The organism is Bradyrhizobium sp. LCT2 (assembly GCF_009931255.1).
In the GTDB taxonomy this organism is placed as follows: Bacteria; Pseudomonadota; Alphaproteobacteria; order Rhizobiales; family Xanthobacteraceae; genus Bradyrhizobium; species Bradyrhizobium diazoefficiens.
The window spans coordinates 2,322,829-2,337,011 of the sequence record NZ_CP034432.1; the positions used below are offsets into that span (position 1 = coordinate 2,322,829).

Genomic DNA, 14,183 nt, shown 5'->3' on the forward strand with positions numbered 1-14,183 from the left:
TGGGATACGATTGCGAGGCGACTGCGCAGCAAGATCACTCTACGGGCAGGCGGACCGTCCAAGTTATCGGGATCTGAGTGTGGTCAAGTGGAAGACGCCCGGATTGGAAGGCTGTCCGGGGCGGTCATCGCCTTTTGGATTATCCGACGGTGCAGTTGAAGCGTGGTGCGTTATGACCTCGGCCGGAATGATCCAGATTTGATCAGGCGCATATTCGGACTTCTGCTCAGTGCCAGCCGGTTGTGGCGACAATCGAGACGGCTCCCAAGCAATCGGACAAGTTCCGACTTGCTCCGGTGTCGGATCCACGTCTGCCTCGAGCCGAGAGCGTACCCTTCCATTTTCTGCGCGAAGAAGACTCGGTTGCGTTGAATCGGCCAGTCATCATCGGGGCCACGCTCTAGGAGCAACCGTTGTCCGCATGTTGGCATCCCGCGAAGAAGAGATTGATGCCAGGCAAGCTCATAGCCGGCTTGGTCGACTGCCAGCTGGTCCTGACCGGGCGCCGAACACAATCGTGAGACGCCTCCGTCTCTGCGCGCGATCTAGACGGGGTCGCAGACAGCCTAGGCCCATTCCAGCGCCAGTAGCGCGAGCCAGACCCAGCCTTTGCAAGGATCGGTCGACGAGCATCTGCACCGATCGCGCGCAGCTGCTGCGGCTCACTCAACAGTCCGGCACGGCCGGCATCGAGCCTGGATGGGAGCCAAACGTCGATCACCCGGCGGCTTTTGGCAGTTCGGATAAAGCAAGTTAGCGATTCCCCAGCGGTTGCTCCTCAGGTGGGGCTCTGCTCAAAACGAGATCGGTCAGCCAGTCAACATTGACATAACCTGACGCATCCTGGTGCCGGTCTAGAAGGCCATCGAGCTCCTTGGCGATTGTTACGGCGCCAGACCTAGCGATCGCCGTCTTTATATGTCCTGATTGACAGTAGCCGCGAAACTGCTGTGCGGTCATCGTCTGGCGCCATTCGAGCTTGTAGCGCTCCACAGCGCCCCAATCGTGCCTCGAACGGAGTTCCGCCTCGAAATCAGCCTTCCCATAACCGCCCCAAAAATCAGAGTAGTGGTCTCGGCGAAATCCAGGGATGTGGCGCTCTTGCAGGCTGGCGAAATCATCGAGAAATGCGCTTTCCTCGTGCCGATGCTTATTCTGTAGGAGCAGCAATGTTCCGGAAGGCTTCAGCACCCGTGCAGCCTCTTGGTAGAATACGGGCCGATCGAACCAGTTAGCCGCGGTTGCTGCCGTCACAAGTTCACATGAATGATCTGAGAGCGGTAGCATCTCAGCAAATCCGGCGAGGACGTCGAGGCCACGAAACGTCGCGGACCGCTCCTTCGCAACGGCGGCCATATCGCTGTTTGGCTCAATGCAGGTTAGGCGCTCAATGCTCGGAACTGACGCCATTAGCTGTCTGCTGAAAATCCCCGTTCCCGCGCCGATGTCTGCGGCTGACCGCAGTGGCGCAAGTGGCGAATGATAGTCCGTGAGGATTTCAAAGACCGCGTGAGGATATCTCGGCCTATACTCGTCGTAGTCCAGAGCGGCGCCGTTATAGAGCTGCCAAGTCACCCGTTCATTCATAACGGTCCTCGAGCGGAGAAGTTAAACAAACGAGAGCGGCATCCGTCACGCCGATAGAAGCCGAGCGAGTAGCTTCGAATCCAACTGATGGCGGGATCGTTCCCGCACGTTCAGGGCGACGAAGACAGTAAAGGTACCCCGAATGCGGACGAATTCATCAAATCTGCGATCAATCACGCCGTCTATCCTATCAAGTAGCGCTCAAGACGCAGACTACAAATACCAGTAGGTGACCAGCATAATAGCGAGAGGGGAGGGGCGCACACATCCCGGTTGTCGCTGTGGTGCAAATAGCGCCGCCCGCGGTTGGTGGCGCGGTCCTTTACCGAGGTTAGCGACCGCCAGCAGCGTCCGCGGCGCGTTAAGCAATTAGATTCGGCACTTCGGCAGTTCCGGGTTGGACAACCGCAATAATCCGCCGATGATGACATCAATGACTACGGCTAGGGACTAAGTTGAGGTCCTCCCGTTCGCATCAATGTCTTCAAAAGACAGGAGTTCGCCATGCCCCGTGTGCGGTATTCGTTCCGGTGGCGATTGCAAGGTAGATTTCGATGAGTTGCCGTGTGATCGCTCCTGGTTGACCACTCCCTACGGCCATGCGGTCGATCGACGTCACCGGAGTGATTTCGGCGCCGGTACCGCAGTAAAACACCTCTTGGGCAAGGATAAGTTCCGTCCGGTCGACATCGCGCTCGACGGTATCTACCCCGAGATACTCTCGTGCTAACTGAATAACAGTCTGGCGTGTGATCGATTCCAGTATATCGCTGGTTCCGCTTGGCGTTATCAACTGACCATCGCGAACCATGAAAATACACATTGCTGGCGCCTCCGCCAGTTTTCCTCTCGAATTAAGGAGAAAAGCGATATCGTATCCATCGAGTTGGGCCTGCATCATGGCCAATCGTGCATTGTGATAGTTTGCATTGCATTTGATGCGTGCGGGCATGACGTTGTCCGGCATGCGCATCCAGGAACTGATCTGAGCAGAAGCGCCTTCGACGGATTGTCTAGTGGCCCCGCGGGGCAAGGCCGTAATCGCAGTTCCTACAGGTCCTTTTGCTACCAACTCGCCAAGCCCATCAATGAAAGCCATCATCCGAATATGCACCGTCGTGCGAAATGCATTTGCACGGCAGAGATGAATGAGTGCCTCGATCAGCTTATCGCTGGAGATCGGCTGATCGAACCTCATTGCCTTTTGCGAGAAGGCATATCGCTCGAGGTGCTCCGCAAGACGAAAGAGATACAATTGCTGGACGTTTTCGTTCCAATAGCCGCGTATTCCTTCGAAAACACCAATGCCGTACTTCGCCAGGGGCGAGAATACATGCACCCTGGCGTCATCCCATCTGACAATTCGGCCGTTGAGATAGGCAAATTCTGGCGCCAACATCTATGCTTACACCCTATTCTGAGTTGTCATTGTCATTCGGCCTGCAATATTGACCCCCTAAGCCGGGGGATCGGCGTCCAAAATTGACCCCCTATAGGTTGGTCTGTTGCGCTGCCTGCTTTGGAATGAAGCAGGTGGTCGAGGATGCTGATCGTGGAGACGATTGCGCGGATTCGGCGCGAGCACTTCATCAAGGGCAAGACGATCAAGGAGATTGCCCGTGACCTGAAGGTGTCGCGGAACACGGTCCGGAAGGTGCTGAGGTCAGGAGAGACCTCCTTCGAGTACGAGCGGCAAGTGCAGCCGCGGCCAAAGCTGGGACGATGGGCAGTAGAGCTCGACGGACTGCTGGCGGCGAACGCGGCCAAACCGGCTCGTGAACAGCTGACGTTAATCCGGATCTTCGAAGAGCTGCGCAGCCGTGGCTATGACGGCGGCTACGATGCGGTGCGGCGTTACGCCAGGCGGTGGAGCAAGGAACGCGGGCAATCGACCGCGGCTGCTTATGTCCCGCTAAGCTTTGCCCCAGGCGAAGCCTACCAGTTCGACTGGAGCCACGAGGTGGTCTTGCTGAGCGGCACCACGGTGATGGTGAAGGCCGCCCATGTCCGGCTCTGTCACAGCCGCATGCTGTTCGTGCGGGCCTATCCGCGGGAGACGCAGGAGATGGTGTTCGACGCCCACGACCGGGCGTTCGCCCTGTTCAAAGGCACCTGCACCCGCGGCATCTACGACAACATGAAGACCGCCGTAGAGACGATCTTCGTCGGTAAAGGGCGTCTCTACAATCGCCGCTTCCTGCAGATGTGCAGCCACTATCTGGTCGATCCGGTCGCCTGCACGCCAGCGTCGGGCTGGGAGAAGGGGCAGGTCGAGAACCAGGTCGGGCTGGTCAGGGAACGCTTCTTCACGCCGCGGCTGCGGTTCAAAAACCTCGACGAGTTAAACGCCTGGCTGCTCGACAAATGCATCGCCTACGCCAAGGTTCATCGCCATCCGGAGCTGGTCGATCAGACGATCTGGGAAGTGTTCGAAGCCGAACGCCCCAAACTCGTTCCCTATGCCGGCCGCTTCGACGGCTTCCATGCGGTGACGGCATCGGTCTCGAAGACCTGCCTGGTGCGCTTCGACAACAACAAGTACTCGGTCGCAGCCAGCGCAGTCGGGCGACCGGTCGAGGTTCAAGCCTATGCCGATCGCATCGTGATCCGTCAGGATGGACGCATCGTTGCCGAGCACCCGCGATCCTTTGGCCGCGGCGATACCGTCTACGACCCCTGGCATTATGTGCCGGTGCTCGCCCGCAAACCCGGCGCCTTGCGCAACGGTGCTCCCTTCAAAGACTGGGTGCTGCCAGCCGCGATCGAGCGGATCCGGCGCAAGCTTGCCAGCACCGACGACGGCAATCGACAGATGGTCGACATCCTCAACGCGGTGCTGACTGACGGTCTGCCCGCGGTGGAAGCGGCCTGTGCCGAAGCGCTCAGTCACAGCGTCCATTCGGCCGATGTCGTTCTCAATATCCTGGCCCGTCAACGTGAACCCGCCCCACCGGCCAACATCATGACGCCGGCCGCACTGACGCTCCGTCATGCACCGATCGCCGATTGTGCCCGCTACGACAACCTCCGGAGGACCATCTGATGGAACGAACCCAAATCTTCGACCTCATGGGCGAACTCAAGCTCTACGGCATGAAGGCTGCCTTCGACGAGATCATGGCAACTGCCGTCAAGCGCCAGCACGAACCTCAGCGCATTGTCGGCGACCTGCTCAACGCCGAGATCAACGAGAAGCAAGCCAGGTCGATCAAATACCAGCTCACCATTGCCAAGCTTCCGCTTGCCAAGGACATCGCCGACTTCCAGTTCGACGGCACGCCGATCAATCAGACACTCGTCAATGATCTTGCTGGCGGCGGCTTCATCGCCCAACAACGCAACGTCGTGCTGGTTGGCGGCACCGGCACAGGCAAAACCCACCTGGCCATTGCCATCGCCAGAAGCTGCATCCGATCCGGTGCCCGCGGCCGCTTCTTCAACGTAGTCGACCTCGTCAATCGCCTCGAGACCGAGACCCGCAACGGACGGCAAGGACGGCTCGCCGAGCATCTGACCCGGATGGACTTCATTGTGCTGGATGAACTCGGCTATTTGCCCTTCGCCCAGTCCGGTGGCCAGCTTCTCTTCCACCTCGTCAGCCGGCTCTATGAGCGCGCCTCCGTCATCGTGACCACCAATCTCGCCTTCGGCGAATGGCCGAGCGTGTTCGGCGACGCCAAAATGACCACCGCGCTGCTCGATCGGTTGACCCATCACTGTGACATCGTCGAGACCGGCAATGACAGCTGGCGCTTCAAAAGCCGCGACGACGATCACGCCACCCGCGCTCGTCTCGTCTCCGCTATCCCGGCCAGCTCCAACGAGCCGAGCGCTACCGTCAAACCGCGGCGCACGAAGGGGTCAAAATTGGACGCCGATGAGGGGTCAAATTTACAGGCCGATTGACACAGGAAACCATCGAGGGTGAAAAATACGAGGAAATCTTCCGTGACAAAGGCCCAACTTGGATGGGTTTTGATCAAAGTAGGGATGAGGGGCCTTGCCGTCGGCATTCTGCGGCGCGGCAGGGAGCGAAGCCGCAAAGCCGGCCTATCGGATGAGATCCGGGCCTTCGTTTTCGACAAAGATGTGAACCAAAGCGGAGCCGAAACGCGATCGAGCCTTTTGTGCGTCGCCGCCTAAGACGACAACGCTCTGCGTGCACTCATCAAGTCGATGAAGCCAAACGTGGTCTTGCCTTAATCCGACATCTCGTCGCCTCATCCGCCACGACCGCCTCGAAGTCCTGGATGGATGCAGCAATCCGACCATTTTGCTCGACCGGTCAGCTTCTCGAAAGCTAGACCTGCCATCCTGACGTGGTGGAGACATCTCGGGGCTGATCTGCGACTGCATCGAACGGAAACATCGTCAAACGGAGTTACGTGATGGTTCGAATCCATGACACGCTCGACACCGCAACGTTGGATTCCAGTGACCTGCCACTGAGTATTTCCTCCAGAAGGAGTTAGAGTCCGGCCTGAAGAAGGACGGACAGATGAAGCGAGCAAGGTTCACGGAAGAGCAGATTATCGCGCTGCTGAAGGAGCATGAGGCCGGGGCGAAGACGGCCGATCTGGCTCGCAGGCACGGGATCTCTGAAGCGACGATCTACAATTGGAAGGCCAAATTCGGCGGCATGGATGTCTCCGAGGCCAAGCGGCTGAGGGCCCTGGAGGAGGAGAACGGGAAGCTGAAGAAGCTTCTTGCCGAGCAGATGCTCGATGCAGCCGCCCTTCGCGAGCTCCTTTCAAAAAAATGGTAGGGCCCGCCGCCAAGCGCGCTGCTGTCGCGCATCTGCAGGCCGTCATGAGCCTGTCGGAACGGCGGGCCTGCTCGATCGTGGGCGCGGATCGGAAGATGGTCCGTTACCGCTCTAGCCGTCCGCCGGACGTTGCTCTACGCGGCCGGCTGCGTGACCTCGCCAACGAGCGGCGACGTTTTGGCTACCGCCGGCTGTTCGTCCTGCTGCGGCGGGAGGGAGAGGCCTCGGGGATCAACCGGATCTACCGGCTTTATCGGGAAGAAGGGCTCACCGTCCGCAAGCGGCGGGCTCGCCGCAAGGCCGTGGGGACCCGTGCCCCGATCCTGGTCGAGGCGAGGCCCAATGCGCGCTGGTCGCTGGATTTCGTCCACGACCAGTTCGCCAACGGTCGGCGCTTCCGCATCCTCAACATCGTCGACGACGTCACCAAGGAATGCCTGGGCGCCATTCCGGACACATCGATCTCGGGGCGGCGCGTGGCCCGCGAACTGACGGCGATCGTCGAGCGGCGCGGCAAGCCAGGAATGATCGTGTCCGACCATGGCACCGAGTTCACCTGCAACGCCATGCTCGCCTGGTGCAAGGACGCAGCCATCGACTGGCACTTCATCGCACCAGGAAAGCCGATGCAGAACGGCTTTGTCGAGAGCTTCAACGGCCGGATGCGCGACGAACTGCTCAACGAGACCTTGTTCTTCGAACTCGACGATGCTCGCGCCAAGATCGCCAACTGGGTTGCCGACTACAATCTCCAGCGGCCTCACTCGTCGCTGAAATACCTGACCCCCGCGGCCTATGCCGCCCACCTCACCGCAACGGACGACCGGCTGCGCAACCCCGACCAGCTCCGCCGATCGTCCGTTGCTCCACCCGCGCCACTTGGCGTACAAAACCCCGAGACTCTAACAGCCACCGGATGAAAACTCAGTGGCAGGTCACCAGCAGCACATCAGGCGCGACCCAGCAAGATGAAACCATAGGCCATGCGGCCTTTGACCAGCACCTGGACGAGAGACCGCAAGAGCAACAAGCTAGTGCAGGTCCTTCCGATCCTAGTGTATCGGACGAGGTGGAGGATCGCCTTGATGCCGTCAACCAGCAATCCGATTTGAAGCTTGTCGTCATTTCGAACCGCGTTGCACCCTTCGACCCCAATAAACCCAGACCGGCGGGCTCGCCGCGGCCCTCGAGCCGGTGGTGGAACGTTCCGGCGCGGTTTGGATAGGCTCTTCGGAGACCCGCGGCGACGGGATCGATCGGCCCCTGCCACTGGTGCCGACTGGTGCAGGCCACGTCGCCAGGCTCGATCTGCCGGTCGCGGACAATCCTGGCTACTTTCGGGGTTATTCGAATTCAACGCTGTGGCCAGCATTGCACTCCCTGCCGGACCGGATGTCGGTCTCGGACGAGGATTATGGCAGCTATCGAAGGATCAACGACTTCATCGCGCGCGCGGCTTTCGACGTACGAGATCGGGACGCATTCTGGGTGCATGATTATCATCTACTCCCGCTTGGGGCCGATCTGCATGACCTGGGCATTGAGCGGCCAACCGGCTTTTCCTCCATACGCCGTGGCCCACACCCGACATGATAGAGTGCGTACCCAACCATCGCGAACTGATGAAATCGATGCTGAAGTACGATCTCCTCGGCTTTCAGACGAACCGGGATCTGAACAATTTCCTGGCCTGCCTTCGAACCCATTTCGCGCTGGAGGGCAAGGATGGCATTGTGACCACAGAACGTGGCCAGACGCGACTTCAAAAGTTCCCAATCGGTATCGATCCCGAGCAGTTCGCAGAGTATCTTGCGCAAGACCTCTCTCCCGCAGAGCAAGAAAAAGTCTCGTCACTATTGCAAAACTTCCAAGGCGCCAAGTTTGCCATCGGCGTAGACCGGCTCGACTACACGAAAGGCATCGATAAACGGGTCGAAGCGTTCAATCAGCTTTTAACGAAGGAGCCGCAGAGCATCTCGCTGTTGCAAATCGACCCGTCCTCACGCGCCGACGTCGAAGAGTACCAAAAATATAGAGACGACGTGCAGACCGCTATCAACCAGGTCAATACCGAGCATGGCACAGACGAGTGGAGCCCGATCCACTACAAGAACGATTCGTTCAGCCAGGCTGCGCTCGCACGTCTCTACCGCGCTGCGCATGTCGGCGTCGTGACACCGGAACGGGAACAATGCAGCCAACGCGTCGTTCCGTACCCGTAAACGGCGCTTCGGTAGTGTCTTCTTGGTAGTGTCTCAGACGTGTTCAGAGTGATGAGCCTGCGCGTCATTAAGCGCTTGCGCAGAAGGGTAAACGCATCGATCCGCGGTGTGAAAAACCTTAATCCGTAGTCAGTCCTCCGAAGGAGTCTCGACTGGTACGGCAAAGCCCGCTTTTATACGATCCAACACGACCATCGTCTTGAAGCCTTTTATGTCAGGGTTCACATAGAAAAATTTCCGGGTGAACTCCTCATAATCCTCCATGGTGCGGGCGGTAACGTAAAGGACAAAGTCCGCATCGCCGGTGACGTAGAAGCCGTTGACGACTTCAACTGACGATCTAACGGCCTTCTTGAATTTGTCGATTATATCGGCACGTTCCCGCTCCAGACTTACAAGCACAAGCATTTGAATAGGTCTGCCTACCGCCTTCGGCGAAACTATCGAGATATCGGCCTCGATGATGCGTTCAGAACGGAGCCTCTTTAGTCGCCGCTGACACGCTGTGGCAGAAAGCCCGACCAGCTCGCCGACTGCTTCGGACGTGAGACGGTTGTCTTTTTGCACGATCTCGAGGATGCGGGCATCTATCCGATCGTACTGCATAACCGGAACCCACCTGAGGTGAATTTAACCGCGAAATGGCCTCGCGGCGCAGGAATTCGTCCAAGACTATCCCAGATTCAGGGTAAGCGGCGTGTCTCCCGCACCTTGTTGCTGTTGAGCAGACCGGCAATATGCGTTCCGTCTTGAAGAGGACGGTTTGCATATATGATCGGGCGTGTTGTCGACGCATCGGAACTACGGGTTCGGCGGCGCTGGAGCGGCGAGGTCAAGGGACGGATCGTCGCGGAATCCTTTGTTCCCGGCGCGATCGTCTCGGACGTCGCGCGGCGCCACGGTCTATCGCCGCAGCATTTGTCGACCTGGCGCAAGGCCGTGCGCGACGGGTTGTTGACGTTGTCGGAACACACGGAGCCGGCGGCGACGAGGCCGGCTGGAGCGGTCGCGATCCAGGAAGCGAGTTCATCAAGCGGCGAGGCTTTTAGCTTGCTCGGCGCTCCACGCCCAGGGCATGAGTTCGTCCAGACGCGAGGCCGGCCAGAGGTTGACGAGTCTGGTGAGGACGTCGGTCAGATAGGCCTGCGGCTCCACGCCGCAGAGCTTGCAGGTCTCAATCAGCGAAGCGATGCAGGCCCAGTTCTCCGCGCCCTCATCATGCCCCGCGAACAGTGCGTTCTTGCGGTTGAGGATAAGAGGACGGATGCTTCGCTCGACAATATTTGTGTCGAGCTCGATGCGGCCGTCGTCAAGGAAGCGCATCAGGCCAACCCAGTGGTTCAAGGCGTAACGGATGTGCTCGGCGATTGTCGCTTTGCCCGAGACGCGGGTGAGTTGCTGCTCGAACCAGGCCTTGAGCGCCAGCACCAGCGGCTTGCTGCGCTCCTGGCGGATGGCACGACGCTCATCGGCGCTGCGGCCCCTGATCGTCTTCTCGATCGCATAGAGAGCGGCAATACGCTCGAGCGCTTCGCTCGCGATCGGAGCAGGACCGTCCTGGACAACGTCGAAGAAGCGCCGCCGCAGATGAGCCCAGCAGAAGGCGAGCGTGATCGCCGCGTCAGGCGCGGTGTCGGCAATGGTCTTGTAGACGGTGTAGCCGTCGCATTGCACGATGCCGCGATAACCGTCGAGCAGCTTGAGCGCGTGGACGGCGCCGCGACCAGGCGCATAAGTGTAGGCCACTGCCGGCGGATCGGCCCCGCCCCACGGCCGATCGTCGCGCGCGATCGCCCAGAAGAAGCCTTTCTTGGTGCGGCCGCGGCCGGGATCGAGCACAGGCGCTGTGGTCTCGTCCACCGCGATCTTGTTCGCGGTCAAAATGATCTCGCGCAGCCTGAGCCAGAGCGGACGAAGCTCTGCGCCTGCATAGCCCACCCAGAACGCCAAAACCGAGCGCTTGATGTCGATACCCTGCGCCAGCAGCATCTGAGCCTGCCGATACAGCGGCAGGTGCCAGGCATATTTGGCGACCAGAACATGGGCGACCATCGCCTCGGTCGGCAAGCCGCCCTTGATCAGCCGCTCTGGTGCCGGCGCCTGAACCACGCCATCCGTGCAGGCCCGACAGGCATATTTGGGACGATGGGTGACGATCACGCGGAACTGTGCCGGGACGACGTCGAGCCGCCGTGAGGTCTCCTCACCGATCACATGCAGAGGCGTGTGGCAGCACGGACAGTTGGTATCCTCCGGGGCAATCGTGACGTCGATATGCGGCAGATGGGCCGGAAGCGCACCACGGCTGGCGCGGCGCCGTTCAGCACGCTGGCGTGCGCCTGCCGTGTCCTTCCTGTCCTGGACCGCTTCATCGCCGGCAATGGCCTGCTCGATGTCCTCGATCGCCAGCTGCAACTGCTCAGGGTCGAGCTTCTCCGAGCGGCGACCGAACTGCGCGCGTTGCAGCTGGCGCAAGAGATGCTGAAGGCGATCCATTTGCGACAGCGCCTGATCGCGTTCGACGATCGCCGCGTCGCACTTTGCGATCGCCGCGTCGCGCTCCGCACGTGCCGCCGCAACCAGCGCCTGCAGCGCCTCGATATCGGTCGGAAGTTGATCCGTGGTCTCGCTCACGCCCGGTACTCAAGCTGATTCGCGGGCCCTTGTGGAAGACTGCAGCCGACATGATTCAATTGGTCACAGGGTTCACGACGTTGCGCTCGGCTGACCAATGTCGCGGGCATGCAGGCGCGACCAATCCAGGCCGTCCATCAGCGCGGCGAGCTGTGAGGCAGACAAACGCATCACGCCATCGCTGATCGGCGGCCAGCGGAACGCGCTATGCTCCAGCCGCTTCCACAGCAGCACGAGCCCGGACCCGTCCCAGGCAAAAATCTTCAAACGGTCCGCTCGCTTTGAACGGAAGACGAAAATCGTTCCCGCGAACGGATCATGGTGGAGTTGCTCGCGCACCAGCGCGGCGAGACCATCGGCACCTTTACGAAAGTCGACCGGCCGCGTCGCGACCATGATCTTCACGCCCGCCGAAGCCGCGATCATGTCGTCGCCCTCACGGCCCGCAGCACATCGCGCAGCCAGGCCGGATCGACCCCCGCCGCTGCGCGAACTACCGCATCACCAATCTCGATGCTGATCGTCATCCCGTTCCGCGTTGCCGCTTCCACGCACATCCCAGCGGGGCGAAGCTCCGACACCACCGGAACGAAGAGCGGTGCATCCTCCGCCGGCAAGCTCAGCAGACCGGCACGCGCGGCCTTGCGCCAAGCAAACAGGTGTTGCGGTGAGAGGTCGTGCCGGCGCGCCACCTCGGACACAACTGTGCCCGGCGCATATGACTCCGCCACGATCCGCCCCTTGACCGCGGCGCTCCACCGCCGCCGACGCCCCGCTCCGACCTGGATATCCACCCGGCCCCGTGGCTCTGAAGCGTCAACTATAGGGTCAACCATATATGCGAACCTTACTGTATATGACGGCTCGCATGTTGCCGATCAGCTCACGCCGAACAAGGTGCGGGAGACACACCGCTTACGATTCAGGGATGTTTTCAACAAATGAACGGGAGGCTCTCCGGGAAAGACGAGGGCCATGAGTAGCCACGATGAACGCCGGCGCAACGGAGTAGGTGAGATCAGTCAACTCTTGCGCGACGCTGCGAGCGGCGCCCTCATCGCCCCGGGCGTTCGCCACATTCTCGACGGCTCGGTTGCGGCAAGCTCAAGGGCGCACACTGTGCGCGGCACGATCGGAGAGCCGCCATGCCAAGTGTCAGCGCAAAGTGCCTTTACTCCCAGGCGACGATCGGTTGTTCCAAATCGCTAACGCGGGTTGCGCTCCCAGCCAGAATCTCGCGGAACTGACAGATTAGGGCCGCTGTCGGGCGTAGATCAGGCTCCCCCGATGATGAAAGGGGATCACGCGCCGCTCGCTTTCGGGAATGGTGACGAAGTCGAAGGCGTCCTCACGTTCGATTGTATGAAGCGCAATGTGGAGGACGGAGGCGACCTCATGCGGGTTCGGCGCCATAGCGGCGCTATCAGCAACCCATACGACAACGGGCGTGATCAGATAGCCGGAGCGTGTCGGATAATCGTCGAGCATGCCGAGCACTGCATCACCCGCAAGCCCCAACCCGAGCTCCTCCTCAAGTTCTCGCCGTGCCGCCTCGACCGGCGTCTTGCCTTCGTCGCAGCGTCCGCCGGGCAGAGCTCACTGGCCGCGATGCGAGCGCAATCTTGACGCGCGCAATGTGAGGAGAAAGGCGATGTCGTGGCCCTCGCCAGAGGCGGTCAGCACGATTGCCACCGCTGTACGCGTGAGTCGGTTCGGTCCTGCACTCTGCGGCAGGCGCCTGAAGCTCGCGCACGCCGCCGCGATATTCCGTCTGGTAACATCGTCGAACGATTTCATATTGCACTGCGCTTTCCAATCAAGAGCGCAAATTCGATATCTTTTGTTCTTGCCGAGAGACGGCGAACCGCGTCGTGAGCGCGCTGAAAACAAACGATTTCTCGCATGACCGTCAGGAATAGTGCAGCGAATTTGAATGGTAAGCCTGAGCAGCGGCTGCGACTCTCGCTTCATCGGTGCATCGACGGACCTTTCACACGCAATCACGGTCTTGTCTTGCGTTGCGCTAAGTGACGCGGACCTAGTCCGCAATCGCTGCTCAGCGTAGGACTCCGCGGCGTGCTCATCGCCTTCGACTTTGCGTACCGCTCTCGCAATATACTGAGCCGTCGGGCGACGGCATTTTCGCTTCTCTCGAGTAGAATGGAAATCCGCTTTGCGGTTTCACGATTCGAAGCGAGCTTGAGAAGGCGTTTGTCGTCTTCTTTGCTCCATGGTCGGGATCGGTTCCTGAGCATACTTCAGTCAAATAGCTATCTGTTGAACCAGCTTTGCCAACCGGGGGCAGCGCTCTTAAGGCGAAACTTTCTGGATTACCACGACATCAAACATCCTCACGCCGAACCGTGTGTTTCGTGTGGGATTGCCTTGTACTCGTCGTTGGCGTAGGCGATCGCATCGTGAGCAACGCGTTGGAATCGGCGGATTGCATCGACCCCTTCTGCTATCGGCATGATGCTGAAGCACTCGGTACCGTTGTCCCGAATCTTATGAAGAGGCGATCCCTTTTTAGCTTATAGAAGAAGTCCATAGGCGGATTTCGTGCGTTTCGAGGTGAGATTCTGGCGCCTGTTCCAAGCCAGGAATGTCTCGCAGCCAGGCTTTGTTGGTCTTCCGTGGTATCGTTCGCCCTAAATTGCGCCGTTCGAGATGTTCGTCACCTCCTGCTGTGAGCTGCAGGCCTGGTGGCGATCACCATCCCGAAGCTTTCGCACTCCTCGCAAAGAAGGGCGCCACGTCCCTGTGATGGCCAAGATCACAAGCGGACGGCCCGCAGCAGACCGGGCAAATCGAACAATTCTGGATGGACCCCTCGAGCCTGGCTAGGCTCGCGCTGATGTGATCGACTATCATTCGTTTGCCTTAGCGGTTGGCGGATCCTTTTGTAAACGCGAGCCAGCTAGATTAGCGGTCTCCGACGCGCCAATCCGCGCCGTGAAGGCGCGTCATCTCGCGAT

The 14,183-nt window shown here is 59.8% G+C and carries 10 protein-coding genes and 3 pseudogenes; 6 read left to right on the forward strand and 7 right to left on the reverse strand.

Annotated features, from left to right (window positions below; translation table 11 throughout):
• Positions 1–753: 753 nt before the first annotated feature.
• Together EI171_RS11545 and EI171_RS11550 are read right to left on the reverse strand one after the other, a co-directional pair.
• Positions 754–1,587, reverse strand: a complete 834-nt coding sequence (locus EI171_RS11545; RefSeq protein WP_161533386.1) for a class I SAM-dependent methyltransferase — start codon at positions 1,585–1,587, stop codon at positions 754–756.
• A 484-nt stretch (positions 1,588–2,071) separates the two neighbouring features.
• On the reverse strand, positions 2,072–2,986 hold the full coding sequence (locus EI171_RS11550; RefSeq protein ID WP_161533387.1) for a branched-chain amino acid transaminase: 915 nt from the start codon (positions 2,984–2,986) through the stop codon (positions 2,072–2,074).
• A 144-nt stretch (positions 2,987–3,130) separates the two neighbouring features.
• Here EI171_RS11550 and istA point away from each other — a divergent pair.
• The 5 genes and pseudogenes from istA to EI171_RS46415 form a co-directional block, all read left to right on the forward strand.
• Positions 3,131–4,621: pseudogene (istA, locus tag EI171_RS11555) on the forward strand (IS21 family transposase); the annotation flags it as partial.
• 8 nt (positions 4,622–4,629) lie between these two features.
• Positions 4,630–5,493, forward strand: coding sequence for an IS21-like element helper ATPase IstB (gene istB, locus EI171_RS11560; protein ID WP_039183785.1), 864 nt, complete (start codon positions 4,630–4,632; stop codon positions 5,491–5,493).
• Positions 5,494–6,085: 592 nt separating this feature from the next.
• A protein-coding gene (locus EI171_RS11565; RefSeq protein WP_161533388.1) for an IS3 family transposase occupies positions 6,086–7,272 on the forward strand; the annotation gives its coding sequence in 2 pieces (ribosomal slippage) (positions 6,086–6,338 and positions 6,338–7,272; 1,188 coding nt in all).
• 277 nt (positions 7,273–7,549) lie between these two features.
• The gene (locus EI171_RS46410) at positions 7,550–7,945 is read left to right on the forward strand and encodes a trehalose-6-phosphate synthase (RefSeq protein ID WP_256380419.1); all 396 of its coding nucleotides are present in this window, start codon (positions 7,550–7,552) and stop codon (positions 7,943–7,945) included.
• Entirely contained in the window at positions 7,942–8,574 is a 633-nt protein-coding gene (locus tag EI171_RS46415; protein WP_256380420.1) for a trehalose-6-phosphate synthase, read from the forward strand. The genes EI171_RS46410 and EI171_RS46415 overlap by 4 nt, the downstream gene beginning before the upstream one ends.
• Positions 8,575–8,703: 129 nt before the next feature.
• Here EI171_RS46415 and EI171_RS11575 read toward each other — a convergent pair whose 3' ends face one another.
• Positions 8,704–9,180: an Lrp/AsnC family transcriptional regulator gene (locus EI171_RS11575; RefSeq protein WP_161533389.1), complete on the reverse strand. Its 477-nt coding sequence runs from the start codon at positions 9,178–9,180 to the stop codon at positions 8,704–8,706.
• A gap of 165 nt (positions 9,181–9,345) precedes the next feature.
• Here EI171_RS11575 and EI171_RS11580 point away from each other — a divergent pair.
• Positions 9,346–9,492: pseudogene (locus EI171_RS11580) on the forward strand (transposase); the annotation flags it as partial.
• A 111-nt stretch (positions 9,493–9,603) separates the two neighbouring features.
• Here the strand turns inward: EI171_RS11580 and EI171_RS11585 are convergent.
• The 4 genes and pseudogenes from EI171_RS11585 to EI171_RS11600 all read right to left on the reverse strand — a co-directional run bounded on the left by EI171_RS11585 (position 9,604) and on the right by EI171_RS11600 (position 13,005).
• Positions 9,604–11,208, reverse strand: coding sequence for an IS66-like element ISBj7 family transposase (locus EI171_RS11585; RefSeq protein WP_161533277.1), 1,605 nt, complete (start codon positions 11,206–11,208; stop codon positions 9,604–9,606).
• A gap of 72 nt (positions 11,209–11,280) precedes the next feature.
• Positions 11,281–11,634 carry an IS66 family insertion sequence element accessory protein TnpB gene (gene tnpB, locus EI171_RS11590; RefSeq protein WP_011084591.1) on the reverse strand — a complete coding sequence of 118 codons (354 nt, stop codon included), beginning with the start codon at positions 11,632–11,634 and terminating at the stop codon, positions 11,281–11,283.
• On the reverse strand, positions 11,631–12,002 hold the full coding sequence (locus EI171_RS11595) for a transposase (protein ID WP_161533390.1): 372 nt from the start codon (positions 12,000–12,002) through the stop codon (positions 11,631–11,633). Before EI171_RS11595 ends, tnpB begins: the two co-directional genes overlap by 4 nt.
• 377 nt (positions 12,003–12,379) lie before the next feature.
• Positions 12,380–13,005 (reverse strand): annotated as a pseudogene (locus tag EI171_RS11600) (CoA pyrophosphatase).
• Between the last annotated feature and the right edge of the window lie 1,178 nt (positions 13,006–14,183).